At 35.7% G+C, this 23,621-nt stretch carries 24 protein-coding genes; 22 read left to right on the top strand and 2 right to left on the bottom strand.

Annotated features, from left to right (window positions below):
* Nucleotides 1-61 precede the first annotated feature (61 nt).
* From rpsA to aroA, 21 genes are all read left to right on the top strand, one after another.
* Nucleotides 62-1,207: a 30S ribosomal protein S1 gene (gene rpsA, locus MKY04_RS08030; protein WP_126294199.1), complete on the top strand. Its 1,146-nt coding sequence runs from the start codon at nt 62-64 to the stop codon at nt 1,205-1,207.
* Between the two features lie 495 nt (nt 1,208-1,702).
* A complete protein-coding gene (gene der / locus MKY04_RS08035) occupies nt 1,703-3,013 on the top strand; it encodes a ribosome biogenesis GTPase Der (RefSeq protein ID WP_126294198.1) in 1,311 nt (436 codons plus the stop codon).
* A gap of 22 nt (nt 3,014-3,035) precedes the next feature.
* Nucleotides 3,036-4,049, top strand: a complete 1,014-nt coding sequence (locus tag MKY04_RS08040) for an NAD(P)H-dependent glycerol-3-phosphate dehydrogenase (protein ID WP_126294197.1) — start codon at nt 3,036-3,038, stop codon at nt 4,047-4,049.
* Nucleotides 4,050-4,229: 180 nt separating this feature from the next.
* Nucleotides 4,230-4,490, top strand: coding sequence for a DUF2768 domain-containing protein (locus MKY04_RS08045; protein ID WP_246020280.1), 261 nt, complete (start codon nt 4,230-4,232; stop codon nt 4,488-4,490).
* 65 nt (nt 4,491-4,555) lie between these two features.
* Nucleotides 4,556-5,281: a hypothetical protein gene (locus tag MKY04_RS08050; protein WP_126294196.1), complete on the top strand. Its 726-nt coding sequence runs from the start codon at nt 4,556-4,558 to the stop codon at nt 5,279-5,281.
* 202 nt (nt 5,282-5,483) lie between these two features.
* Nucleotides 5,484-6,698: an ISL3 family transposase gene (locus MKY04_RS08055; RefSeq protein ID WP_346234469.1), complete on the top strand. Its 1,215-nt coding sequence runs from the start codon at nt 5,484-5,486 to the stop codon at nt 6,696-6,698.
* A gap of 363 nt (nt 6,699-7,061) precedes the next feature.
* Nucleotides 7,062-8,540 (top strand): stage IV sporulation protein A, encoded by a 1,479-nt coding sequence (gene spoIVA, locus MKY04_RS08060; RefSeq protein ID WP_126294195.1) that lies wholly within the window; start codon nt 7,062-7,064, stop codon nt 8,538-8,540.
* A 205-nt stretch (nt 8,541-8,745) separates the two neighbouring features.
* Nucleotides 8,746-9,018 carry an HU family DNA-binding protein gene (locus MKY04_RS08065; protein WP_004232618.1) on the top strand — a complete coding sequence of 91 codons (273 nt, stop codon included), beginning with the start codon at nt 8,746-8,748 and terminating at the stop codon, nt 9,016-9,018.
* A 354-nt stretch (nt 9,019-9,372) separates the two neighbouring features.
* A complete protein-coding gene (folE, locus tag MKY04_RS08070; protein WP_126294194.1) occupies nt 9,373-9,942 on the top strand; it encodes a GTP cyclohydrolase I FolE in 570 nt (189 codons plus the stop codon).
* Between the two features lie 216 nt (nt 9,943-10,158).
* Nucleotides 10,159-10,380: a trp RNA-binding attenuation protein MtrB gene (gene mtrB / locus MKY04_RS08075; RefSeq protein WP_126294193.1), complete on the top strand. Its 222-nt coding sequence runs from the start codon at nt 10,159-10,161 to the stop codon at nt 10,378-10,380.
* Between the two features lie 55 nt (nt 10,381-10,435).
* Nucleotides 10,436-11,182, top strand: a complete 747-nt coding sequence (locus MKY04_RS08080; protein ID WP_346235603.1) for a heptaprenyl diphosphate synthase component 1 — start codon at nt 10,436-10,438, stop codon at nt 11,180-11,182.
* A gap of 23 nt (nt 11,183-11,205) precedes the next feature.
* On the top strand, nt 11,206-11,910 hold the full coding sequence (locus MKY04_RS08085; protein ID WP_126294191.1) for a demethylmenaquinone methyltransferase: 705 nt from the start codon (nt 11,206-11,208) through the stop codon (nt 11,908-11,910).
* Between the two features lie 18 nt (nt 11,911-11,928).
* Complete coding sequence (hepT, locus tag MKY04_RS08090) at nt 11,929-12,903, top strand: heptaprenyl diphosphate synthase component II (RefSeq protein WP_126294190.1); 975 nt, start codon at nt 11,929-11,931, stop codon at nt 12,901-12,903.
* Between the two features lie 100 nt (nt 12,904-13,003).
* Complete coding sequence (gene ndk, locus MKY04_RS08095; RefSeq protein ID WP_126294189.1) at nt 13,004-13,420, top strand: nucleoside-diphosphate kinase; 417 nt, start codon at nt 13,004-13,006, stop codon at nt 13,418-13,420.
* Between the two features lie 458 nt (nt 13,421-13,878).
* Nucleotides 13,879-14,649 (top strand): CheR family methyltransferase, encoded by a 771-nt coding sequence (locus MKY04_RS08100; protein WP_126294188.1) that lies wholly within the window; start codon nt 13,879-13,881, stop codon nt 14,647-14,649.
* Between the two features lie 274 nt (nt 14,650-14,923).
* Nucleotides 14,924-16,105, top strand: a complete 1,182-nt coding sequence (aroC, locus tag MKY04_RS08105) for a chorismate synthase (RefSeq protein ID WP_126294187.1) — start codon at nt 14,924-14,926, stop codon at nt 16,103-16,105.
* A gap of 1 nt (nt 16,106) precedes the next feature.
* Nucleotides 16,107-17,198 (top strand): 3-dehydroquinate synthase, encoded by a 1,092-nt coding sequence (gene aroB / locus MKY04_RS08110; RefSeq protein ID WP_126294186.1) that lies wholly within the window; start codon nt 16,107-16,109, stop codon nt 17,196-17,198.
* On the top strand, nt 17,195-17,557 hold the full coding sequence (gene aroH, locus MKY04_RS08115; protein ID WP_126294185.1) for a chorismate mutase: 363 nt from the start codon (nt 17,195-17,197) through the stop codon (nt 17,555-17,557). Before aroB ends, aroH begins: the two co-directional genes overlap by 4 nt.
* 31 nt (nt 17,558-17,588) lie before the next feature.
* Nucleotides 17,589-18,689, top strand: coding sequence for a histidinol-phosphate transaminase (gene hisC, locus MKY04_RS08120; RefSeq protein WP_126294184.1), 1,101 nt, complete (start codon nt 17,589-17,591; stop codon nt 18,687-18,689).
* Nucleotides 18,686-19,783: a prephenate dehydrogenase gene (locus MKY04_RS08125; RefSeq protein WP_126294183.1), complete on the top strand. Its 1,098-nt coding sequence runs from the start codon at nt 18,686-18,688 to the stop codon at nt 19,781-19,783. Before hisC ends, MKY04_RS08125 begins: the two co-directional genes overlap by 4 nt.
* Nucleotides 19,784-19,826: 43 nt before the next feature.
* Complete coding sequence (gene aroA / locus MKY04_RS08130) at nt 19,827-21,122, top strand: 3-phosphoshikimate 1-carboxyvinyltransferase (protein ID WP_126294182.1); 1,296 nt, start codon at nt 19,827-19,829, stop codon at nt 21,120-21,122.
* A 312-nt stretch (nt 21,123-21,434) separates the two neighbouring features.
* Here aroA and MKY04_RS08135 read toward each other — a convergent pair whose 3' ends face one another.
* On the bottom strand, nt 21,435-21,839 hold the full coding sequence (locus MKY04_RS08135) for a hypothetical protein (protein ID WP_126294181.1): 405 nt from the start codon (nt 21,837-21,839) through the stop codon (nt 21,435-21,437).
* A 19-nt stretch (nt 21,840-21,858) separates the two neighbouring features.
* On the bottom strand, nt 21,859-22,074 hold the full coding sequence (locus MKY04_RS08140) for a helix-turn-helix transcriptional regulator (protein WP_281274604.1): 216 nt from the start codon (nt 22,072-22,074) through the stop codon (nt 21,859-21,861).
* A gap of 215 nt (nt 22,075-22,289) precedes the next feature.
* On the opposite strand from MKY04_RS08140, the gene MKY04_RS08145 reads away from it, so the two are divergent.
* Nucleotides 22,290-23,573, top strand: a complete 1,284-nt coding sequence (locus MKY04_RS08145) for a tetratricopeptide repeat protein (RefSeq protein ID WP_346235604.1) — start codon at nt 22,290-22,292, stop codon at nt 23,571-23,573.
* The last annotated feature ends 48 nt before the right edge of the window (nt 23,574-23,621 follow it).

Genomic DNA, 23,621 nt, shown 5'->3' on the forward strand with positions numbered 1-23,621 from the left:
TTTGTTTTTGTGAACAATTTCGAATAAAATAGAAATTGGAAGATGCGAAGGAGGGTTACATATGTCTGAAGAAATGAACTTAGGATCAAACCAAGAATTTCGTGAAGGAGATATTGTGAAGGGTGTTGCTGCACAAGTTGATGACAAAGCAGTAACAGTTACTATAGAAGGTGCACCTTTCGATGGTATTGTCCCAATCAGTGAACTTTCTAGCTTGCATATTGAAAAAGCGTCTGACGTTGTTTCAGTTGGTGATGAGCTAGAACTAATGATCACGAAAGTGGAGGAGGAAAACTTTGTTTTATCAAAACGCAAAGTTGACGCGCTTAGAGCATGGGATAAGCTCGAAGCACAATTTGCCTCAGGTGAAATTTTTGAAGCAGAAGTAAAGGATGTTGTGAAAGGTGGCCTAGTTGTTGATTTAGGCGTACGTGGCTTCGTTCCTGCATCATTAGTGGAAGATTATTTTGTTGAAGATTTTGAAGATTATAAAGGAAAAACATTGTCATTTAAAATTACAGAATTGGATAAAGAGAAAGGCCGCTTAATTTTATCTCACCGTGCTGTAATTGAAGAACAAAAAACAAATAATAAGAAAAAAATCTTTGAAGAAATCCACGCCGGAGATGTACTAGATGGTACTGTTCAGCGACTTGCACCGTTTGGGGCATTTGTAGATATCGGTGGAGTTGATGGACTAGTTCATATTTCGCAAGTATCACATGAGCATGTGGAAGATGTTAGTACAGTTCTTTCTGAAGGGCAGTCTGTAAAAGTGAAAGTATTATCAGTTGACCCTGAAAATGAACGAATTTCTTTATCAATAAAAGACACATTACCAGGTCCTTGGTCAAACATTGAAGATCGTGTTTCAAAAGGATCGGTGCTAACAGGAACTGTAAAACGCTTAGTTTCTTTCGGTGCCTTCGTTGAAGTATTCCCTAACATTGAAGGTTTAGTGCATATTTCACAAATTTCGCACAAGCATATTAATACGCCTCATGAAGTATTAAAAGAAGGACAGCAAGTTGAAGTAAAGGTTTTAGATGTCAATGCAGAAGACAAACGTCTTTCACTTAGTATAAAAGAACTTCAAAACAATCCTGAGAAGGAAGAAGAGTTCGATTATGAATTGCCAGAAGAAAACACGGGATTTTCATTCAGTGATGTTATTGGAGATAAACTAAAAGGTTTTACGAATAACTAATATAAATACTTGCATAAATACAAGCTTATGAAGACAAACTCAAGTTTAGATTGAGTTTGTCTTTGTTTTTTTCATAAATTTTTTATAGTCTTACAGCAGTAAACAAGCAACGCTCTATCATGAGCGGGCCTTACACAATGATGGTGACAAAAACATTGCATCGTGTGGATTGTCACCAAGACCAACGTCGTGTTGGTCCCAAAGACAAATCATAGAGACACAATGTAGCTCTGCGGCTTGTGTGTGGAGCGAGAACGTCACGTCCATGCGACATCACTCCCAAGACCAATATTATGTTATCCCCTAGCTATACAATTTTAGGCCTTATACGAGTTTTGAGTCATTTATGCTTATAAAAAGCATGGGTTTTTTATTTGTTCATCAATATTGTGAACACTAAAACGCATGAAATACCGAATATGAAGTGAAAATATGATATAAATTGCAATTTCGTGTATAATACAAAAGATAAGAATTTGGAAGGATGAAGTACAGATGACAAAACCAGTAATCGCCATCGTAGGTCGTCCGAACGTTGGAAAATCAACAATATTTAATCGTATTGTTGGAGAACGCGTATCAATCGTGGAAGATATTCCAGGTGTAACACGTGACCGCATCTATAGTTCGGCAGATTGGTTAACACATGAATTTAACATTATTGATACAGGTGGAATCGAAATAGGAGATGAACCATTTTTAGAGCAAATTCGTGCGCAAGCAGAGATTGCTATTGAAGAAGCTGATGTCATTATCTTTATGACAAATGGACGGGAAGGTGTAACATTAGCGGATGAACAAGTAGCAAAAATCTTATATAAAACAAAGAAACCTGTTGTGCTTGCTGTAAATAAAATTGATAATCCGGATATGCGCGAAATGATGTATGATTTCTATTCATTAGGATTTGGAGATCCATTCCCTATATCAGGTTCTCATGGTTTAGGGCTGGGGGATTTGCTGGATGAATGTGCAAAGCATTTTCCAAAAGAAGGCGAGCCTCAATATTCTGATGATACGATAAAGTTCTGTTTAATTGGTCGTCCGAATGTTGGGAAATCTTCGTTAGTAAATGCGTTTCTAGGACAAGAACGTGTAATTGTAAGTGATGTTGCGGGTACAACTCGCGACGCAATCGATACTCCATATTCCTATGATGGACAAGAATATGTCATCATTGATACAGCCGGAATGCGGAAAAAAGGGAAAGTTTATGAATCCACTGAAAAGTATTCTGTATTAAGAGCATTGAGAGCGATTGAACGTTCCGATGTTGTCTTAGTTGTATTAAATGGAGAAGAAGGTATTCAAGAGCAAGATAAAAAAATAGCTGGGTATGCTCATGAAGCTGGAAAAGCCGTTATTATCGTTGTGAATAAATGGGATGCAGTTGAAAAAGATGAAAAGACAATGAACCATTATACACAACAAATAAGAGAGCATTTTTTATTTTTAGATTATGCCCCGATTATTTTTGTTTCAGCTAAAACAAAACAACGGGTACATCAGATTTTATCAATTGTACAGCGTGTAAGTGAAAACCATGCAATGCGTATTCAATCATCAATTTTAAATGAGGTCATTGAAGATGCCATCGCCCGAAACCCTGCTCCGACAGACAAAGGTCGACGTTTGCGTATTTACTACACAACACAAGTTGCAGTTAAACCACCTACTTTCGTTACATTTGTAAACGATCCTGAACTAATGCATTTCTCTTATGAACGTTTCCTCGAGAATCGTATTCGTGAAACGTTTGATTTTGAAGGTACGCCAATTCGTTTAATTGCGCGAGCTCGTGAATAATCGAATTAAGGGGGAAATTTAAGTGGAAAATGTAACGGTATTAGGTGCAGGGTCCTGGGGAACAGCTTTAGCAATTGTTTTAGCTGAGAACGGACATAATACTTTAGTTTGGACACATCGTGAAGACCAGGCAGAAGAAATTAATGAACAACGAACAAATAATAGGTATTTGCCAGACATAAAATTGCCTAATCTACTTGTAGCTACAAGCAACTTAGAAGAGGCAGTCCATCATTCAAAGACCATTGTTGTGGCAGTACCTACAAAGGCTATTCGAGAAGTATGTGAAAAAATGATGAGCTTTCTAGATAAGAAAATCTTATTTGTTCATGTATCAAAAGGAATAGAACCTGATTCTTTATTACGTATTTCAGAAATATTGGAACAAAGTCTTTCACCTGATGTCATTGAGGATATCGTTGTTTTATCAGGTCCTAGCCATGCAGAAGAGGTTGTACAGGGCCACCCAACTACAATTACTGCGGCTTGTGAAAATTTAAAGGCTGCGGAAAAAGTACAAGATTTATTTATGAATGGTTATTTCCGTGTTTATACAAATAATGATGTTGTTGGAGTTGAGCTTGGCGGAGCATTAAAAAATGTCATTGCATTAGCTGCAGGAATTTCAGATGGTTTAAATTATGGAGATAATGCTAAAGCAGCTCTAATTACAAGAGGTTTAGCGGAGATTTCGCGTTTAGGTGTAAAAATGGGTGGAAACCCATTTACTTTCTCAGGTTTAACAGGAATGGGTGATTTAATCGTTACGTGTACAAGTGTCCATTCTCGCAACTGGAGAGCAGGCAATATGCTTGGCAAAGGGTTGAAATTAGACGAGGTTCTTGAGCAAATGGGAATGGTTGTAGAGGGAGTAAGAACAACAAAGGCGGCATATCAATTATCAGAAAAATATGATGTCCCTATGCCGATAACAACAGAACTTTACAATGTTCTATTTAATCATAAAGAACCAAAAGTCGCAGTAGATGAATTAATGATTCGAATGAAAAAGCGAGAAATTGATAATTTACTTTAAAGTAGAAACATTTTTAGCTTGCAAGAAAAAAGAGGAGGTATGAACTTGTACCTCCTATTGTTACTGAATGGAAAAGTATTAAATTTTGACCAGCGCCCAGCCCCTCGAATCACATCAATACTTTAAATTGGGTTCTTGCGCTTTCTTATACATAACGGAGTTTGAAAGGTGGTTTTTGATTTGCAAAATCCATTATTTTCAATGGAACAATTAGTACTCGCATCAGCAAGAGGACCACTTGCTAGTATGCATGCTTTAGATGTTATGTGGGTTTCTTTTTATTCAATAGGAGCAATGTTAATATCAGTTCTAATCGTTTCAGCAGTACGCAAATGGGTAAAAAACGGATTTTTATCGTTCATTATACGACTAATTGCCTTCGCCTTATTTACAATTGGTTCAATACTAATGGTTCTTGTTGTCTTTACATGGCCAAATTAACTTTCTTGCAATAAATATAAAGTAGATAAATATAAACGTGGGCATTTAATGAGGTGAAAAAATAAATGAAAAGAAAATGGGGCTTGATTTTCATATTCGCTTTAACAACAGTCCTATTATCTGGATGTCTATTTCCTGAGGAAGAGATGGCAGGTAACGAAATTCCAGATGATGTTCAATTAGCCGCAGTTCAAAAAGCAGTTGAAGAATTTCAAGCTGAAACAGGTGTACTACCAATCAAAACTCGAGATATGGAAACAGATATTTTTATAAAGTACCCGATTGACTTTGAAAAACTAGTACCAAAATATATGGCCAACCCACCTGCCAACTCTTTTGAAAAGGGTGGTATATTCCAATATATTATTTGGGATGCTGAGGAAAACCCGACAGTAAAGCTAGTAGATTTACGCTCAGCAGAGAAAATTCGAGAATTAAATATTCGGTTTATCGGAACACAATATCCTACATTTAAAGAACAAATTGCGGATTATGTCTACTCAATTGATTTCGAGAAAATCGGATATAAAAATGACTTAACTGTACCGAGTCCATATACAAATAATGAACTTCCATTAGTTGTTTCGACAGAAGGAGACATTTATGTCGATTACTCGATCGATTTAAATATTTTTTTAAAGGAAAATAATTTGACACCTACTCCTGGCGAGGATATTCGAAACTATTTAATCGAAGCATATCCTGTTGTCCCTGCTTACTCATTGCCATATACAGTGGATGATAATAATGATCCTATTTTTATGTATGAACCATCTAAAGAAGAAAAATAAAATTAAAATATTTTGCCCTAGTGAGTTTAAATACTTACTAGGGTTTTTTAGTTTTGTAAATCATAATTTAAACAGAAGTATTTTACTTTTAGGGCTCTATAATATTTGTTGGGGTTTGAAAAAATTTCATAAATAAAAAAGCACGTAATCACCGATTTCTATATACTTGAATTGTCGAGAAACAAGCAATGAAAGGTGATACGTGCAAATGAATTTTAACATGAATATTCCAGGATTAAAAGGTGTAACTGTTCATAAGGTGGAGGAGATGGGGGAACGTATTGTTCTACACGTTTCCATACCAAAAAAAGAACATCAATGTCCAGCATGCAAGAATATAACATCAAAAGTCCATGATTATCGAATTCAAAAAATTAATCATTTAAAATGGTTTGAACGATTAACCGTCCTTTTTTATAAACGTCGTCGTTATGTATGCCAATGTGGGAAACGTTTTTCAGAAAAATCCCCTTTCGTGGATAAATATCAACGTTTCTCGAAAGAATGGAATCAAGTTGTACGAATCCGTTCAATAAAGGCAAAAACATTTAAAGAAGCAGCTGAAGTACTTGGTACATCAAGCTCAACAGTGATTCGTCGCTTTAAAGAAGTAGTAAAGGAACAATTAAATGAAGGGGTTCATTTACCAAAATGTATCGCGATTGATGAATATAAAGCAGATACCGATGCGGGAACTTATCAATTAATTATTGCCAATGCGGAAACACATGAACCAATTGATATTTTACCAAATCGTAGAAAAGAAACCATTAAGGATTACTTGATGAAATACGGTGCAGATGTAGAAATTGTGGTTATGGACATGAATCCAAGCTTTAAAGCAGCAGTTAGGAAGGCGTTAAATCGCCCGATTATTATTGCGGATCGCTTTCATTATTGTCGTTATATTTACTGGGCACTAGATGAAGTACGTCGAAATGTTCAAAAAGAATGGCATGCATATGATCGAAAGAAATGTAAGAAAATGCGTCACGTACTATATAAACGATTTGATAAGTTAACAGAAACGAATCGTTGGTACTTAAATCGTTACATAGGAATGTCGAAGGAACTAAAGCAAGCCTATGAATTAAAAGAAGCTTACTGCGAATGGTTTGATTGGGCAAAAACTTCAAATGATTTGATAGAAATAAAAAAAAGATTAGAAGCCTTTTACCGAAAGGTAGAAGAAGCAAATATTCCGGCATTTTTAAAGGCTATTCAAACGCTAAAAAATTGGCAAGTTGAAATTTTAAATAGTTTAAGTTTTGGATATTCAAATGGTTTTTTAGAAGGAATTAATAATAAATCAAAAGTTTTGAAGCGCAATGCTTATGGTTTTAGAAGCTATGAACACTTTAAAGCGAAAATTTTATTAAATAATTTATATAAGAAAATTGGGGTTCATTTAGGATAATCGGGGTGCCGTGTAATATCACTTCACCCCAACATTTGACATAGAACCACTTTTAGATTAATCCTGATATTCGAGTAGGACATGTACAACATGGCTTTCGCGGCTTGTGAGGGGAGGGAAGACGTCGCATCCATGAGACATCACTCCCATGACCAACATCGTGTTGGCCCTTAGCCCGCTCAAATACATCTACTATATATAAAACACTAATTAAAGTACTGTCCTTGTGTGGACATCTTTGTCGAAAGTGACAGGATAATACTTATCTGATTATGTGCATATATTTTTATAAATTTTCGTACAAGGTATTTCATATTTGGTGAATATCGCACATAGACTGAATTACGTAAAGGAGGAGCTACAATAGGCGAAGAAATCTTTCATCAAATAGCAGAAAGAACGAATGGTGACGTATATATTGGTGTCGTAGGGCCTGTTAGGGTTGGTAAGTCTACTCTTGTGAAAAAAATGATGGAGTCAATTGTGCTCCCAAATATCGTAGATGAAGAAGACCGTAAAAGAGCACTGGACGAGCTGCCACAGAGCTCACCAGGCCCAGTTATTATGACAGCTGAACCAAAATTTGTTCCTGCTCAAGGGACTGAGATTACGATTGGGGAAAGCGAGATACCATTCCGCATTCGTTTTGCAGATTGTGTCGGTTATATTATTGATGGGGTAAAAGGGTATGAAGATGAAAATGGACCACGCTATGTAAATTCACCGTGGAGTACAGATGCTATTCCATTCCAAGAAGCAGCAAAAATCGGAACTGATAAAGTTATTCGCGACCATGCAAATATTGGGATAGTTGTTACAACGGATGGTTCAGTAAATGGCATTAACCGAGTTGCTGCAGAAGTAGCTGAAGAACAAATTGTTAACGAGTTAAAACAAATTGGCAAGCCTTTTGTTATCGTATTAAATTGCCAAATGCCAAGTCATAGTAATACACAAACATTACGTAATGAATTGCTTGAAAAATACAGTGTTCCAGTTATTCCTGTTGCGATCGATCAAATGTCTCGAAATGATATGGAGTACATTTTACAAGAAGCACTTTATGAGTTTCCAATTGAGGATATTGAAGTAGAAAAACCAGATTGGCTTGATGTATTAGATCACATGCATCCATTAAATTTAACTCTTTCAGATGCTGTAGGGAATGTGCTGAATTCTGTAACAAAAATTCGTGATGTTTCCCAAGCAGCCGCACAATTACGTGAAATTGATTTTGTAAAAGATAGTGAAATTGAAAGAGTCGATGCTGGTTTAGGAATTGCAACAGTCCGTATTACGCTAAAACCGGAAATTTATAAAGCTGTTTGCAATGAATGGTTGGATTCCCCAATTGATACGAAAAAAGATTGGTTGCTGTTCATTAAAGAAGCAGCTGAGGCAAAGCAAGCACATAGACGCTTCCGAGAAGCAATTGAAGAGGCAAGGGAACATGGCTATGGTGTTACTCTACCTACAATGGAAGAGTTTGAGCCAAGTGAACCAGAAATTATTAAACAAAATAATTTCTACGGAGTTCGTATGAAAGCTTCAGCGCCATCGTATCACATTATTCGCGTAGATATGGAAACTGAGTTTGCACCATTAATCGGTACTGAATTTTATAGCCAACAACTTTTAAAAGATTTACAGTATGCCTATAATCATGATCGGGAGCAATTATGGGAAACACAACTATTTGGTACAACGTTACACGAAGTGTTAAAAGAAGGCATTCGCTATAAAATGAATGCAGTACCATTAAATGCAAAAAAAAGAATGCGCCAAACTATCGAAAGAATGGTTAATGAAGGTGAACGTGGTTTGGTTACGTTCATTATCTAGTATTGTATAATTTCGTAAAATATGGCACAAAATAATAACAGGGCTTTTCATTTTCCAGGTGAAAAGTCCTGTTATTTATGTTTTTTTATAAAAAATAGTATTATATATCGAAAAACATGGATAAATACAGTTGCACCAAGGTTTTCTATATGTTACTCTTTTTACATGATTTAGGTTCATGACCCTTTGAGAGGAGGTGAATGGTGTGAATAAAACAGAATTAGTAAACTCTGTTGCTGAAGCTGCAGGTCTTTCTAAGAAAGATGCTTCTAAAGCAGTTGAAGCTGTATTTGATACAATTCAAGATGCTCTTGCAAAGGGTGACAAAGTACAATTAATTGGTTTTGGTAACTTTGAAGTACGTGAGCGCGCTGCTCGTAAAGGCCGCAACCCACAAACTGGTAAAGAAATCGAAATCGCTGCAAGCAAAGTACCTGCTTTTAAACCAGGTAAAGCTCTTAAAGATGCTGTGAAATAAAAGCATCTAGCAGTTACATAGAGCAGTCGTCATGGACAAGCATGATGACTGCTCTTTTTTACATACTTATAAACCCAAATTACATAGAAGATATGCCTAATCTAATTTATAACAAAACAACTTCAAAGATTAACTGACAAGTAAAGAAGCAAGAGATGGTCACCGATGCACTAGTTTTTACAACGATGCTCACGAGCAAATGCTTTTTCAAAAATCATTCTAGAAAAGATATTAATTTAAATTGTATTTAAACAAATTTTTTTAAAAGTAATGAAACCCTTTTTGCGATTAGAGTCAGTATGTGCTACGATTCAATTTGATAATGTAGTGAAAGTGGTTTAGGAGGATATAATAATGTCTGAAGTAAATTTAAAAAAAATAGAGGAAGCCGTGAAAATGATATTAGAAGCGGTTGGAGAAGATGTAAATCGTGAAGGCTTAATTGATACACCTAAGAGGGTTTCAAAAATGTATGAGGAAATGTTTAGTGGAATTAATGAAGATCCAAGGGAATTTTTCAGTACTGTATTTCATGAAGAGCATGAAGAAGTTGTACTTGTTAAAGATATACCTTTTTATTCAATGTGTGAGCACCACCTAGTACCTTTTTATGGGAAAGCTCATGTTGCATACATACCTAAAGACGGTAGAGTAGCAGGATTAAGTAAATTAGGTCGTTGTGTTGAATCGGTTGCTCGTAGACCACAACTACAAGAACGTATCACGTCGACTGTTGCCGATTCCATAATGGAGATGCTGCAACCGCATGGAGTTTATGTAGTTGTTGAAGCTGAGCATATGTGCATGACAATGCGCGGACTTAAAAAGCCAGGTTCAAAAACAATTACATCTGCAGCTCGTGGAAATTATGAAAACGATGATGTTTTACGTCGAGAAGTAATTTCATTAATTCAAATGTCTTAAATAAGACTATTTATTATGATATGATGTACAAGAAAATGTTTTAACTTCATTCTGTTGAATGAAGTTATGCCTCCGGTGGATGTCACAGATTTTTAAGAGGAAATTTATCAAGCAAGCTCGATAAAATCTGGGCGCAAATGTTTTGACTGTGACGAAAGCTTTAGCGACAGTCACAAATACGCCAAGGCGAATTTGATTTTAAGGAGAAAAGATACGATGACTCAACCAGATTATATTATCATTGAAGCACAAGAAGACGGTGTGCATGTAATCGGTTTAACACGTGGTACAGATACAAAATTCCACCATTCTGAAAAGTTGGATGCTGGAGAAGTAATGATTGCGCAATTTACTGAACATACATCTGCAATGAAAATTAGAGGGAAAGCAAAAATCTTTTCTGCACACGGTGTTATTGAAAGCGGTTCTAAGAAATAATTAATTTGATTGGTAAACAATCATAAGATGCAAATAGTGGAATGGAGTAATATCTATGGATGCAACATACATTCAAGGATCAATTGAACAGTTAAAAACAAATATTTTCATGCATGTTCGTCATAGAACATTACTGCAATATACTGGAGCACCGGTGATAAATGAAAATCAATTGTTTTACTTATTATTGCCTTTTTTAAACGGCGAAGAATGGAATGAACATATCGATAAAAGTGCAATTACAGTCGGAATTGTACATGCATCGCTTTATGAACATGATAAAATAAATGAGAAAAATGCAACGAGTAAAGAGCAGCAGCTTACAGTTTTATCCGGAGATTATTATAGCGGCCGTTACTATGAAATATTAGCCCATTTGGGTAATATCACGTTGATAAGAGAACTTTCAGAAGGAATTGTAAACCGCTGCGAGCATCAAATAAAAGTATATGAATCCAATCAAAATTCATTAGAACAATGGTTTAATACGATTTCTGTAATTCAAACAGAGTTAATTAGACGATTTTATCTAGTTTTTAATTTCGAACAATATAGTTCACTTATGCATACAGGCTTATTGTTGCTTCAACTAAAAAAAGAAGTTCGCAACCTTCAGAATGGACATAATTCCTCAATTATGAAAAAGATGATTGAGAGTGTTTCAAACGAAGAAAAAACTTTAGAACAATTACTAGTAGAAAAAATAGATATGCTACAAGATTTACTTCATGAATATCTTCATTCGTCAACTTTAAATGACGAATTAAAACGATACATAAGACATCAAGTAGAGTGTAGTTAGTGGCATAGAAAGGTTCTGAAAAAATGGCAAAATCAAAAGAAGAGCACGTACATGAGGTTTTTGAACATATTTCTGAAAGCTACGATAAAATGAATTCCGTTATAAGCTTTCAGTTACATGTTAAATGGCGTGAAGATACGATGAAAAGAATGAACGTAAAGCCTGGTTCTAAATGTCTTGACGTCTGCTGCGGCACTGCTGATTGGACAGTTGCATTAGCGAAGGCTACAGGAGAAAAGGGTGAAGTAAAAGGTCTTGATTTCAGTAAAAACATGCTTAAAGTTGGTGAAGAAAAAGTAAAACCATTCCCACAAATCGAGCTTATTCATGGAAATGCGATGGAGCTTCCATTTGAAGACAATACTTTTGATTATGTGACAATTGGTTTTGGTTTAAGGAATGTTCCAGATTATATGCAAGTACTACGTGAAATGAACCGTGTGTTAAAACCGGGCGGCATGGCAGTATGCTTGGAGACTTCTCAATCTGAAATTCCGGTATATCGACAACTTTTTCGTTTTTACTTTAATTATATTATGCCGTTATTTGGAAAAATATTTGCGAAAAGCTATAAAGAATATTCTTGGCTGCAGGAATCCGCGAATGATTTCCCTGGCATGAAAAAACTTGCAAAAATGTTCGAAGATGCAGATTTTCACAATGTATCTTACAAAGGATATAGTGGTGGAGCTGCTGCGATGCATATGGGATTTAAAAAAGAAAACTAGGGGGAGAAGGTTTCACGCGTGGAAAAGATGAAGTTAAAAATACTCTATTCCGATTTAAAAGCGGATATAGACATCATCGAAAAAGAATTAGAAAAAGCGTTAAACTCGTCTTCGCACTTGATAAATGATGCCTCTCTCCATTTATTACAAGCGGGCGGTAAACGAATTCGCCCTGTCTTTGTTTTAATTAGTGCAAAATTTGGGCAATATAACATTGAAAACATAAAGAATATTGCTGTGCCGTTAGAATTAATTCATATGGCATCACTCGTACATGATGATGTTATTGATGATTCAGATTTGAGAAGAGGTAGACATACTGTTAAATCACAATGGAATAATAGAGTTGCCATGTACACGGGCGACTTTATTTTTGCGCGTGCTTTAGAGTATGTTACATCTATCGAAAACAAAAAAGTCCATCAAATTTTGGCCAAAACGATGGTTGAAATTTGTAATGGCGAAGTGATTCAAATAGAAGATAAGTTTCGTAATAACCAAAATTTAAAAGATTATTTTCGTCGAATAAAGCGAAAAACTGCCTTGCTAATTGAATCTAGCTGTGAACTTGGGGCAGTTGTTTCTGGTGTAGACGAGAAAAATGTAAGACATTTAAAACAATTTGGCTATTTTGTCGGCATGAGCTATCAAATAGTCGATGATATTTTAGACTTTACCTCAACTGATAAAGAGCTCGGAAAACCTGCCGGAAGTGACTTGCTGCAAGGAAATATAACGTTGCCAATCCTATTATTAAAAGACCATCCTACAATCAAGCATTTTATCGCTCAAGCATCGAAGGGACAAGTAACAGAACAACAACGATTAGAAATGTTAAATGTTGTGAGAAATTCTGATGCCATTAAGCAATCAATTGCCATTAGCAATGGTTATTTAAGAAAAGCTCTAAAAGAAGTAGACGCTTTACCGGATCATCCAATGAAGAAAAAATTGCGTGATGTAGCATTATTTATTGGGAAGCGTAAATTTTAGGATTATAGGAATAAACTATGAGAGTTGATGTATGGGTGTTATTTTGGTAATATTTATCGGTAGGTGAAAAACCTTATATAATTTTAGGGAGTGTTAATTTATGGCAATCGAAAAAACATTTATTATGGTAAAACCTGATGGAGTAAAACGTCAAGTAATTGGTGATATTATCGATCGTTTTGAACGTCGTGGATTCGAAATGAAAGGTGCAAAATTAATGATGGTGCCTCGCGAATTAGCTGAAGAGCACTATGCTGAGCATAAAGAGCGCCCATTCTTCGGTGAATTAGTTGACTTCATTACTTCTGGTCCTGTATTTGCAATGGTTTGGGAAGGCGAAAATGTAATTAAACTTGCACGTATCATGATGGGTGCTACAAAACCAGAAGAATCTCAACCAGGTACAATCCGTGGTGACTATGCTGTAACAATTTCTGAAAACGTAATCCACGGTTCTGACTCAGAAGCTTCTGCACAACGTGAAATTAACTTATGGTTTGGCGCAGATTTAGTTTAATTTAAACTAGTTCATTTTTTAAAAATAACTTTTAAAGTAACTATTGCTAATGGTGATAGTTACTTTTTTATTATAGATATTGTTCATTAACTAGATATTTTTTTCCAGCAAGTCTAACTAAACTAAGAAGACGCAGCCTACCACTGTAAGCTGCGTACTATTTAAGAAGTATTAGAAGCATAATATAACTGTGAGCTGGTCTTACACAAAGCACAAAGACAAGTCGTAGAGGCACAACGTGGCTCTGCGGCTTGTGTGCTTAGCCAGCTCAACATTAACATACCTTTTTTAAATTCTAATAAGTACTTCCCCAATAAAAGAAATAGAATAAGACGAACTAGCATTTCGATATTAGAATATAGGATAAAATCACCCAAATTATGGTGAAATGATAGGTTTCGAATTTCTATAAATTCCGCTATAATAAATTTAAGATAGTTGAGGGGAAAGATAGATAAATGTCTGATTACGAACAATTTATAGATGGAATAAAGAAAAAAACAGGAATCGATCTCGCACTATATAAAGAAGCCCAAATGAAGCGACGTTTAACATCTCTTTATGAAAAAAGAGGTTATCGCAATTTTGTTGATTTTTTGCATGCACTTGAAAAAGATCGTGATTTAATGAATGAATTTTTAGATCGAATGACGATTAATGTTTCTGAATTTTACCGAAATTCAAAGCGTTGGGAAGTGTTGCAAAATAAAATTTTCCCGATGCTTCTTCAATCAAATCGCCGCTTAAAAATATGGAGTGCTGCATGTTCAACGGGTGAAGAACCTTATTCACTTGCGATGGTATTATCCCATCATGTACCCCTATCACAAATCCAGGTGCTGGCTACTGATTTAGATGAAAATGTTCTTCAAAAAGCAAAGCTAGGATTGTACCCAGAGCGCTCCCTTGCTGAAGTTCCTTCTGATATTAAGGGCAAGTATTTCATGCAAGAAGGACCTTTCTATAAAGTAAAGGATGAGATAAAAAGAACAGTTACTTTTAAAAAGCATAATTTACTAAAAGATCAGTATGAATCGAATTTTGATTTAATCGTTTGTCGTAATGTCATGATCTACTTTACAGAAGAAGCTAAAGATCAAATATATGAGAATTTTAGTAAATCGTTGCGACCAGGAGGAATACTATTTGTAGGCTCAACCGAACAAATATTTAATCCTCAGCGTTATGGATTTGAAGTGGAAGATACATTTTTTTACCGAAAAAAATAGCGAAAATTGTTTGCAAAGCAATTAAATAATTATGGATATTTTCTAGAATAACAAACGCTTTTCGTATATTTAGCGAGAAGCGTATTTTTCTACATGAAATTACGTTAGTATGGTAGTATACATTTAATTTAATTGTTTTTGAAAAAGTGAAAAATAGTGTGTCAGAATATTCGGTACTATAGAGAAATAGTTCAAAAATGACGCTGTTTTTTAATTTATAATGTGTTATAGTAAAAAATACATACTTTAGCGAGTTGAAGGGAGAAAGTGTTTTATGCGTTACCTTACTGCAGGAGAGTCTCATGGACCTCAATTAACTACAATTATCGAAGGGTTGCCGTCTCTTCTACCAATATCAGCAGAAAAAATTAATTATGACTTAAAACGTCGCCAAGGCGGACATGGCCGTGGAAGACGTATGCAAATTGAAACTGACACTGTCGAGATTGTTGGTGGTGTGCGTCACGGAAAAACGTTAGGTTCCCCTGTAGCATTAGTCGTAAAAAATGACGATTGGAAGCATTGGACAAAAATAATGGGTGCAGATCCATTGCCAGAAGACGTGGATCCAAATGAAATTAAACGCCAAATTTCTAGACCTAGACCCGGTCATGCAGACTTAGTCGGCGGAATGAAATACGGCCATCGAGATTTGCGTAATGTTTTAGAACGTTCAAGTGCACGTGAAACGACTGTTCGAGTTGCAGTAGGTTCTGTTGCAAAAGCTTTATTAAATGAACTAGGCATCACTATTGTTTCGCACGTTACTGAAATTTACGGAATCAAAGCTGATACATCAAAAATTGAGGGAAAATCAATAGATGAAATTAGAGCAATAGTTGAACAGGATCCTTGCTATTGTGTTGACGAGTCCGCTTCTGAAAAGATGGTGCAGGCAATTGATGAAGCAAAAAAAGCTGGCGATTCAATAGGTGGCGTTGTAGAAGTAATTGTTGAAGGGCTTCCAGCGGGTATCGGTTCTTACGTTCATTATGATAGAAAACTTGACGGACGACTCGCTCAAGCGATGCTATCAATTAATGCATTTAAAGGTGTGGAGTTTGGAATCGGCTTTGAAATGGCTCGTCGAAAAGGCTCGGAAGTACATGATGAAATATTATGGGATAAAGAAAATGGCTATACTCGTGCTACAAACCGCCTAGGGGGATTAGAAGGTGGAATGTCAACAGGAATGCCAATCGTTGTACGTGGGGTAATGAAACCAATTCCTACCCTTTACAAACCATTACAAAGTGTGGATATTGAAACGAAGGAGCCGTTTAAAGCAAGTGTTGAACGCTCTGACAGCTGCGCAGTACCTGCTGCATCTATAGTAGCTGAAAACGTAATTGCTTGGGAAATTGCAAGTGCAATTATAGACCAATACCATAGCGACCAACTGCCGCAGCTAAAAGCCCAAATAGATGAAATGCGCAAATACGCAAAGGAGTATTAAAATGAGAATACCAGTAAATACGGCGTCTCATCGTTATGAAGTGATTATTGGTAGCAATATACTCCATACAGCATTCGATTCTTTTGATGCGATGCTAAAAAAAGCAGATAAATTAATAGTTTTTACAGATGAAAATGTATGGAATGCACAAGGTGATTATTTTAAAAAGCATTTCCCTTATTCATTTGAAGTTTTTATCATGCCTAGTGGTGAAGCGTGTAAGAGCTTTGAAAATTATCAAAATGCACATACATTTTTAATCGAAAAAGATTGTACACGCAAGTCATTTTTATTTGCTTTCGGAGGCGGTGCAGTCGGAGACTTAACTGGATTTGCAGCAGCTACCTTCATGCGTGGCATCCCATTTATTCAAATTCCTACAACTATTTTAGCTCATGATTCAGCAGTTGGAGGAAAAACAGCTATTAATCACCCGCTAGGAAAAAATTTAGTAGGTGCATTTTATCAACCAGAAGCTGTGATTTACGATACAATGTTTTTACAATCTCTTAGCAAACGTGAAGTACGTTCTGGTATGGCTGAAGTAATAAAACATGCGCTTATTTCAAATGAAAATTGGCTAATGCAATTGATGGCAAGTCCATCAATCACAAATATCGAAAGTGGGCAGCTTGCTCTTCATTTAAAAGCAGGAATTGAAGTGAAAGCTAATATTGTTGCACAAGACGAAACTGAACAATCTGTTAGAAAATATTTGAATTTTGGCCATACATATGGTCATGCACTAGAAGCAGCTGCTGGCTATGGTGGCCTAGCACACGGTGAAGCAGTCATGATTGGGATGGTCTACGCTTTACTTTTAAGCGAACGATATGGTCAAATAAGCCGTGAATTTACAAGAGCTTTCTTATCTTTTGCATATAAAAATGGATATCCATTTCATGAAGTTTTAAAGTATTCATTTGAAACATTACAGCAGTTTTTATTGAAAGATAAAAAAGCTGAGTATGGCGAGTTAAAATTTGTTTTATTAAATAAAATTGGAGAACCATTTGTTCAGCCAATAGAACTATCAGAATGTAGAGAAGTAGATATCGAATATCGATCACTACTTATGGAGGTATGCAAATGATTCGTGGCGTAAGAGGAGCAACAACAATCGAACTAGATCAATCTGAACTTGTCTTAGAAGAAACTGCTAAATTAGTACAGGAAATAGCGAAAGCAAATAATATCTTGCCAGATAATATCATTTCCGTATTGATTTCTACTACTCCAGATATTACTTCTGCTTTTCCAGCTAAAGCGGTGCGTTCGCTTGAAGGCTGGCAGTATGTACCGACAATGTGTATGCATGAAATGAATGTACCAGGAGCATTGCCGCTTTGTATTCGTGTATTAATGCATGTCAACACAGATGTTCATCAGAAGGATATACATCATGTTTATTTAAACAACGCAGTAAGCTTGCGCCCTGACCTAATAAAATAATAGATTACCGGTTTAAGAGGAGATGTTGAACGTGAAATGGAAACAACAAATTAATGGAATGAAAGCATACCAACCAGGGAAACCAATCGAAGAAGTAAAAAAGGAGTTTGGATTAGATGAAGTTATAAAACTTGCATCAAATGAAAATCCATATGGTTACTCACCAAAAGTAAAAGAGTTCTTACAATCTGATTCTACAAATCACGCTATTTATCCTGACGGGTATGCGCAATCTCTTCGTACTGCAGTAGCTAACCATCTTGGGGTTAAGGAGTCGCAATTACTATTCGGTAATGGATCCGACGATTTAATCGCGATTGTTACTCGTGCATTGCTATATCCTGGAGTAAATACTGTTATGGCGGACCCTTCTTTCTCACAATATAGCCATAATGCTGAAATCGAAGGTGCTGAAGTGCGCAAAGTACCTTTAACTGATGGGAAACACGACTTAGATGCATTGTTGGAGGCTATCGATGAAAATACATCTGTTGTATGGGTATGTAATCCAAATAATCCAACAGGAACTATTGTTAGCGATGATGAGCTTCAAAATTTCTTAAAGAAAGTGCCTTCTGAAGTGCTAGTTGTACTAGATGAAGCTTATTTTGAATATATCGATGCACCGGAATACAAAGATACGCTACATTATATAAATGAATATTCAAATGTTATTATTATGCGTACGTTTTCAAAAGCATACGGTTTAGCTTCATTCCGAGTTGGCTATGCAGTGGCGCAAGAAGAAGTAATTGCGAAGCTTGATCCAGTTCGTCCGCCATTTAATAACACGGTATTAAGCCATAAGGTTGCAATCATTGCTCTTCAAGATCAACAATTTATAAAAGAATGTAAAGAGAAAAATGAAATTGGTAGAAAACAATATGTTGAGTTTTGTGAGAAACACGGCTTAAAATACTATCCTTCACAAACAAACTTTATATTATTTGAGGTAAAAGCTGATAGTGATGTTGTTTTCCAAGAAATGTTGAAACGCGGCTTTATTATTCGAAGTGGTAATGCATTAAGTTCTCCTGGATTCATCCGTGTAACAATCGGCACAGAAGAACAAAATAGCAAGTTCTTAGCATTACTAGAAGAAGTGTTAACTGAGCAAGGAGTATTTGCATGACACGGAACGTCTTTGTCATTGGACTTGGTTTAATCGGGGGCTCAATCGCACTTTCTTGTCAAAAAGCCCCTAATACGAAAGTATTCGGCTACGATATATTTGAAAAAACGAGAGAACTTGCTGAATCATTGAATATTGTTGATGAAATTGTTGATGATGTCATTAAAACAGCAAGCATAGCCGATGTCATTATATTTGGTACTCCCGTAAATGCAACCCTTGAATGGTTGGAGCGATTAAAGCAATGGCCTTTAAAAAAGGATGTTATTGTGACAGATACAGGAAGCACAAAAGGGTTGATCATGGAAAAGGCTGTTGAACTTCGAGAGTATGGTATTTCGTTTATTGGCGGTCATCCAATGGCAGGCTCTCATAAAAGTGGGGTTCGTGCAGCTAAACCTCATTTATTTGAAAATGCTTATTATATGTTGACGCCATTGAAAGATGAAGATGAACAAAAAGTAAACGAACTTGAACAACTATTAAAATTTACGCTAGCAAAAGTTGTGAAGGTTGATGCAATTGAACATGATCATATGACGGCTGTTGTCAGCCACTTCCCTCATATTGTTGCAGCATCACTCGTACATCAACTAGATATTGAGCAGAAGCAACATCCGATGACAAGATTGCTTGCTGCAGGTGGTTTCCGCGATATTACACGAATTGCTTCCTCTAACCCGATTATGTGGAAGGATATTGTCCAGCAAAATCGTCAAGAATTGATTGGACAATTAGATTCCTGGCTCAATGAAATGAATCGTGTAAAGACTCTATTATTAAATAATGATGAAGAGTCTATAGAGCAATATTTTGCGGTTGCAAAACAAGTTCGTGATGAACTGCCAATTACAACGGGGGCATTCTATACTACTTACGATTTATATGTAGATATTCCAGATTATCCTGGTGTAATCTCTCAAATAACTAGATATTTAGCTGAAGAAAAAATTAGTATTACAAATATTCGCGTTGTCGAGGCGCGAGAAGATGTTTTCGGTATATTAGTGATAAGCTTCCAAAATGCCGATGATCGTGAAAAAGCTAAAAATTGTATTAGCAAGCGTACAAATTTTGAAATGTATATCTCATAAATATTTCAAAAGGGTTTTGCTTTTTGAAAGGAGAACTTGCCAAATGTCTTCTGCAAAAAAATTAGATTATAAAAATGTTAGCCTGCAAGGAACGATTACTGTTCCAGGCGATAAATCCATTTCACATCGCTCAGTAATGTTCGGTTCGATAGCGAAGGGAAAAACGACAGTAAGTGGTTTTCTCCTAGGAGATGATTGTTTAAGTACAATCGACTGTTTTCGTAAACTTGGAGTAGAAATTGAAGTGGACGGAACAAACGTAACAATTAATAGTGCTGGAATGGATTCTTGGGAAGAGCCTAAAGAGGTCCTTTATACAGGAAATTCAGGTACTACAACAAGGTTAATGCTCGGTATTTTATCAGGTACAAAATTACATACCGTAATGACAGGCGATGCGTCGATAGGAAGACGTCCAATGCGTCGAGTAGCAGATCCACTCCGATTAATGGGAGCTAAAATTTCTGGTCGTGACAATGGACAGTTTACCCCGTTAGCAATTCAAGGCACCCAATTAACTGCGATTGATTATACGATGCCTGTTGCAAGTGCTCAAGTAAAATCAGCAATTTTACTTGCAGGTCTTCGAGCAGAAGGGACAACAATTGTTAGGGAACAAGAGGTATCTCGAGATCATACAGAACGTATGTTAAGGCAATTTGGAGCAATTATTGACGTTCAAGATGGAGTTGTATCATTTAAGGGCGGGCAACAACTTAAAGCGACCCATGTTGATGTTCCAGGTGATATTTCATCAGCTGCATTCTTTTTAGTTGCAGGTGCAATCGTTCCGAATAGTAGTATCGAAATGAAAAATGTTGGAGTAAATCCTACACGAGCTGGAATAATTGAAGTTCTTGAAAAAATGGGAGCAGACATGTCTGTTCAAGTTGAAGACGAAAATGCATCAGAGCCAACTGCAACAATTTCAATTAAGTCATCTCAGCTTCAGGCAATTACAATAGAAGGGGATATTATCCCTCGACTAATTGATGAAATTCCGATTATTGCACTTTTAGCCACTCAAGCAGAAGGGACGACTGTCATTCGTAATGCAGAAGAACTAAAAGTAAAGGAAACTGACCGTATTACTGCAGTTGTAACTGAATTGAAAAAGCTAGGTGCGAATATTGAAGCAACTAATGATGGTATGATTATTCAGGGTCCGACAAATTTACGTGGAGCTAATTTAAAAACATACGGAGATCATCGGATCGGTATGATGTCTGCCATCGCTGCTTTAATCTCTTCTTCACCTATTGAAATTGATGATGCAGAATGTATTGCAGTTTCATATCCAACTTTTTTTGAACATGTGGAGGAGCTTTTGATAAAATAAATTCAAATCGTCTATAGTTAACCATTATTTTATTAAGAAAAATATCAAAAGTGCAGAAAAAGCATCCCAAATAGATACTTCAAATAGTGAATCTGTTTGGGGTCTTTTTTATTTTCACAAAACCAAATTCCTTAAAAAGAAAGGAGGAAATTTAAATCAAAATGAATGAAGGTATTTTTGAAACGGTGTTGAAACTGGAGTTTAAAAAAGATGGCTTCAGCTCAAGTAGGAAACTAGAGCCATCTTACATGCATATAATAATTAGCCAAAAGTTTTAAATGACCATTTTAATGTTACAGTAGTATTGAGAGATTAATATTTACTTCTAAGAGCATAGAACATGAAGCAATAAATCATTAACTGTCCCGTAATTAAACAAATTAAAACCTTAACAAGTTCCATCATATTTAGTGCAGTGAATAATACGATTAGTATTCCTTCAATAATTACAGTAAAATAGAAAGTTCTCGAGCGGGCTTCAGTTGAAATATGGATAATTCTTTCGTCATTATTATTAGTGCTCCATTTTTTAGCATAATTCTTATTTTTGTTTATACGAGCTACTTGCAGCAAACGTACGATCGCAAGAATTCCTAATGCGGCACCTAATCCTCCCCAAAAAGAATCGATTTTTTCTAATATTATTGAAGGAACAAACAACAATCCACCTACTACTAAAATTACTACATACCCAAATGTTCTGTTTCTATTTATCATCTTACTTCCTCCTATATTTTTATTCCTCAAAAGTAAATACTTCTTCAATCGTTTTACCAAAAGTTTTTGCAATTTGATAGGCTAGCAAAAGTGAAGGAGTATAATTTCCTTTTTCAATAGAAATAATAGTTTGCCGACTAACACCAACTTTTTCAGCTAAATCCTTTTGGGTCATTTTATGTTCTGCCCTTAAAACATGAAGTCGATTTGATAAAACAATATTTTTTACATCCAAAATTAAATTACACCACCTATTGTAGGTTAACTATTCTTTACTTATAGTAAAATTGATTTTACAGTATATCAAGTTTGCTTTACATTTATTTTTAATGGTTATCTATAAATGATGAAAAAATTTTTTCTGATTGTTACTGTAATTAACTCTCTTCTAATTTGAATAAAACAGTTCCTTTTCCTTGTTTTTTGCTAGTTAACTCATGTAGCATAGTAATGACTCTGAATAAAAAGGTGAGCAATTTGACAAATACAACAAATGAAATGATACAAGCTATTCAAAATGGAGACTTGCAGCAAATTAATAATTTATTAGAATCCTTTCTGTTAAACGAACAACCCGAAGTTCAATACGAAATTGCGGATTTATTCATGCAGTTTGGTTTTTTAAATGAAGCAAACCGTGTTTATTCACATCTACAATTCCTTTTTCCTGATGAAGCACAGTTGTCAATTGATCGAGCATCCGTATTAATTGAATTAGGTGATGAAGATGAAGCTCTTTCATTGCTAATGAGTATAGATTCAGAAGCGCCTGAATACCCTCAAAGTCTACTTTTATTAGCAGATTATTATCAAATGCAAGGCTTGTACGAAGTAGCCGAGCAACGTATTAATGAAGCATTACAATTGTTACCAAATGAACCATTATTACAATTTGCAAAAGCAGAGCTTTTATTTGAAACTGGTCGTTTCACAGAAGCAGTACGAATTTATGAAGAATTACATCAAAAAAGCAAAACAGTTGCGGGGGTAGTTTTAGCGGAGCGACTTGCAGAGGTTTACCGTTCAGGTGGAGGGTATGAAACTGCACTTGACTACTATATGGAAGCACTTGAGGAAAATGTTACACCTGATTTACTGTTTGGTTCTGGTTATGCAGCCTTCCAGTCAGAAAAGTATGAGCTAGCAATTAAACAATTAGAAGATTTAAAAGAACTTGATCCTGATTATTTTAGTGCATATTTATTATTGGCTGAAAGCTATGCCATGATTGAAGATAATAAAAAAGCTTATAGCGTTATTAAAGAAGGATTAAAACGGGATGAGTATGATAAATCTTTTTACTTATTTGCAGGCAAGATGGCATTAAAAAACAGTCTTCCTCAGGAAGCAGTACAGTATTTACAGCAAGCAATTGCATTAGATACAGAATATATGGAAGCAATATTAATTTTAATGTCAATTTATGCAAACGAAGAGCAATATGAGGATATTATAGATTTATACGAAAATTTAAAAAGGGATGATTTCGATTGGAGCGCGCTATATCCATTCGTTGCAGAGGCATATTCGAAAGATGAGCAGTATGAACGCGCATACGAAATTTATAAGCTAGCATATAATGATTTTAAAGATGATCCGTCGTTTTTAGGGAAATATTGTTACTTCTTAATAGAAGATGGCAAACGAAATGAAGCAAGAACGATTGTAAACCGATTAATCGAACTACAGCCTACAGAACAGCAGTGGTTAGATTTGCTTTATACTCTTGAATAAGAAAAAACGGAGGCGGCTTGTCTTAGGCCAGCTGCTTTCGAGCCTCAG

The sequence above is a fragment of the Lysinibacillus telephonicus genome (assembly GCF_039654155.1).
GTDB classification, from domain to species: Bacteria; Bacillota; Bacilli; order Bacillales_A; family Planococcaceae; genus Ureibacillus; species Ureibacillus telephonicus.

Excerpts from the sequence above, each read along its gene's own strand:
- ndk (WP_126294189.1), top strand. The coding sequence starts at position 13,004 with ATGGCAATCGAAAAAACATTTATTATGGTAAAACCTGATGGAGTAAAA.
- aroH (WP_126294185.1), top strand. The coding sequence starts at position 17,195 with ATGATTCGTGGCGTAAGAGGAGCAACAACAATCGAACTAGATCAATCT.
- MKY04_RS08080 (WP_346235603.1), top strand. The coding sequence starts at position 10,436 with ATGGATGCAACATACATTCAAGGATCAATTGAACAGTTAAAAACAAAT.
- MKY04_RS08050 (WP_126294196.1), top strand. The coding sequence starts at position 4,556 with ATGAAAAGAAAATGGGGCTTGATTTTCATATTCGCTTTAACAACAGTC.
- aroC (WP_126294187.1), top strand. The coding sequence starts at position 14,924 with ATGCGTTACCTTACTGCAGGAGAGTCTCATGGACCTCAATTAACTACA.
- aroB (WP_126294186.1), top strand. The coding sequence starts at position 16,107 with ATGAGAATACCAGTAAATACGGCGTCTCATCGTTATGAAGTGATTATT.
- MKY04_RS08135 (WP_126294181.1), bottom strand. The coding sequence starts at position 21,839 with ATGATAAATAGAAACAGAACATTTGGGTATGTAGTAATTTTAGTAGTA.
- rpsA (WP_126294199.1), top strand. The coding sequence starts at position 62 with ATGTCTGAAGAAATGAACTTAGGATCAAACCAAGAATTTCGTGAAGGA.
- aroA (WP_126294182.1), top strand. The coding sequence starts at position 19,827 with ATGTCTTCTGCAAAAAAATTAGATTATAAAAATGTTAGCCTGCAAGGA.
- MKY04_RS08100 (WP_126294188.1), top strand. The coding sequence starts at position 13,879 with ATGTCTGATTACGAACAATTTATAGATGGAATAAAGAAAAAAACAGGA.
- MKY04_RS08085 (WP_126294191.1), top strand. The coding sequence starts at position 11,206 with ATGGCAAAATCAAAAGAAGAGCACGTACATGAGGTTTTTGAACATATT.
- der (WP_126294198.1), top strand. The coding sequence starts at position 1,703 with ATGACAAAACCAGTAATCGCCATCGTAGGTCGTCCGAACGTTGGAAAA.
- MKY04_RS08125 (WP_126294183.1), top strand. The coding sequence starts at position 18,686 with ATGACACGGAACGTCTTTGTCATTGGACTTGGTTTAATCGGGGGCTCA.
- mtrB (WP_126294193.1), top strand. The coding sequence starts at position 10,159 with ATGACTCAACCAGATTATATTATCATTGAAGCACAAGAAGACGGTGTG.
- folE (WP_126294194.1), top strand. The coding sequence starts at position 9,373 with ATGTCTGAAGTAAATTTAAAAAAAATAGAGGAAGCCGTGAAAATGATA.
- MKY04_RS08145 (WP_346235604.1), top strand. The coding sequence starts at position 22,290 with ATGACTCTGAATAAAAAGGTGAGCAATTTGACAAATACAACAAATGAA.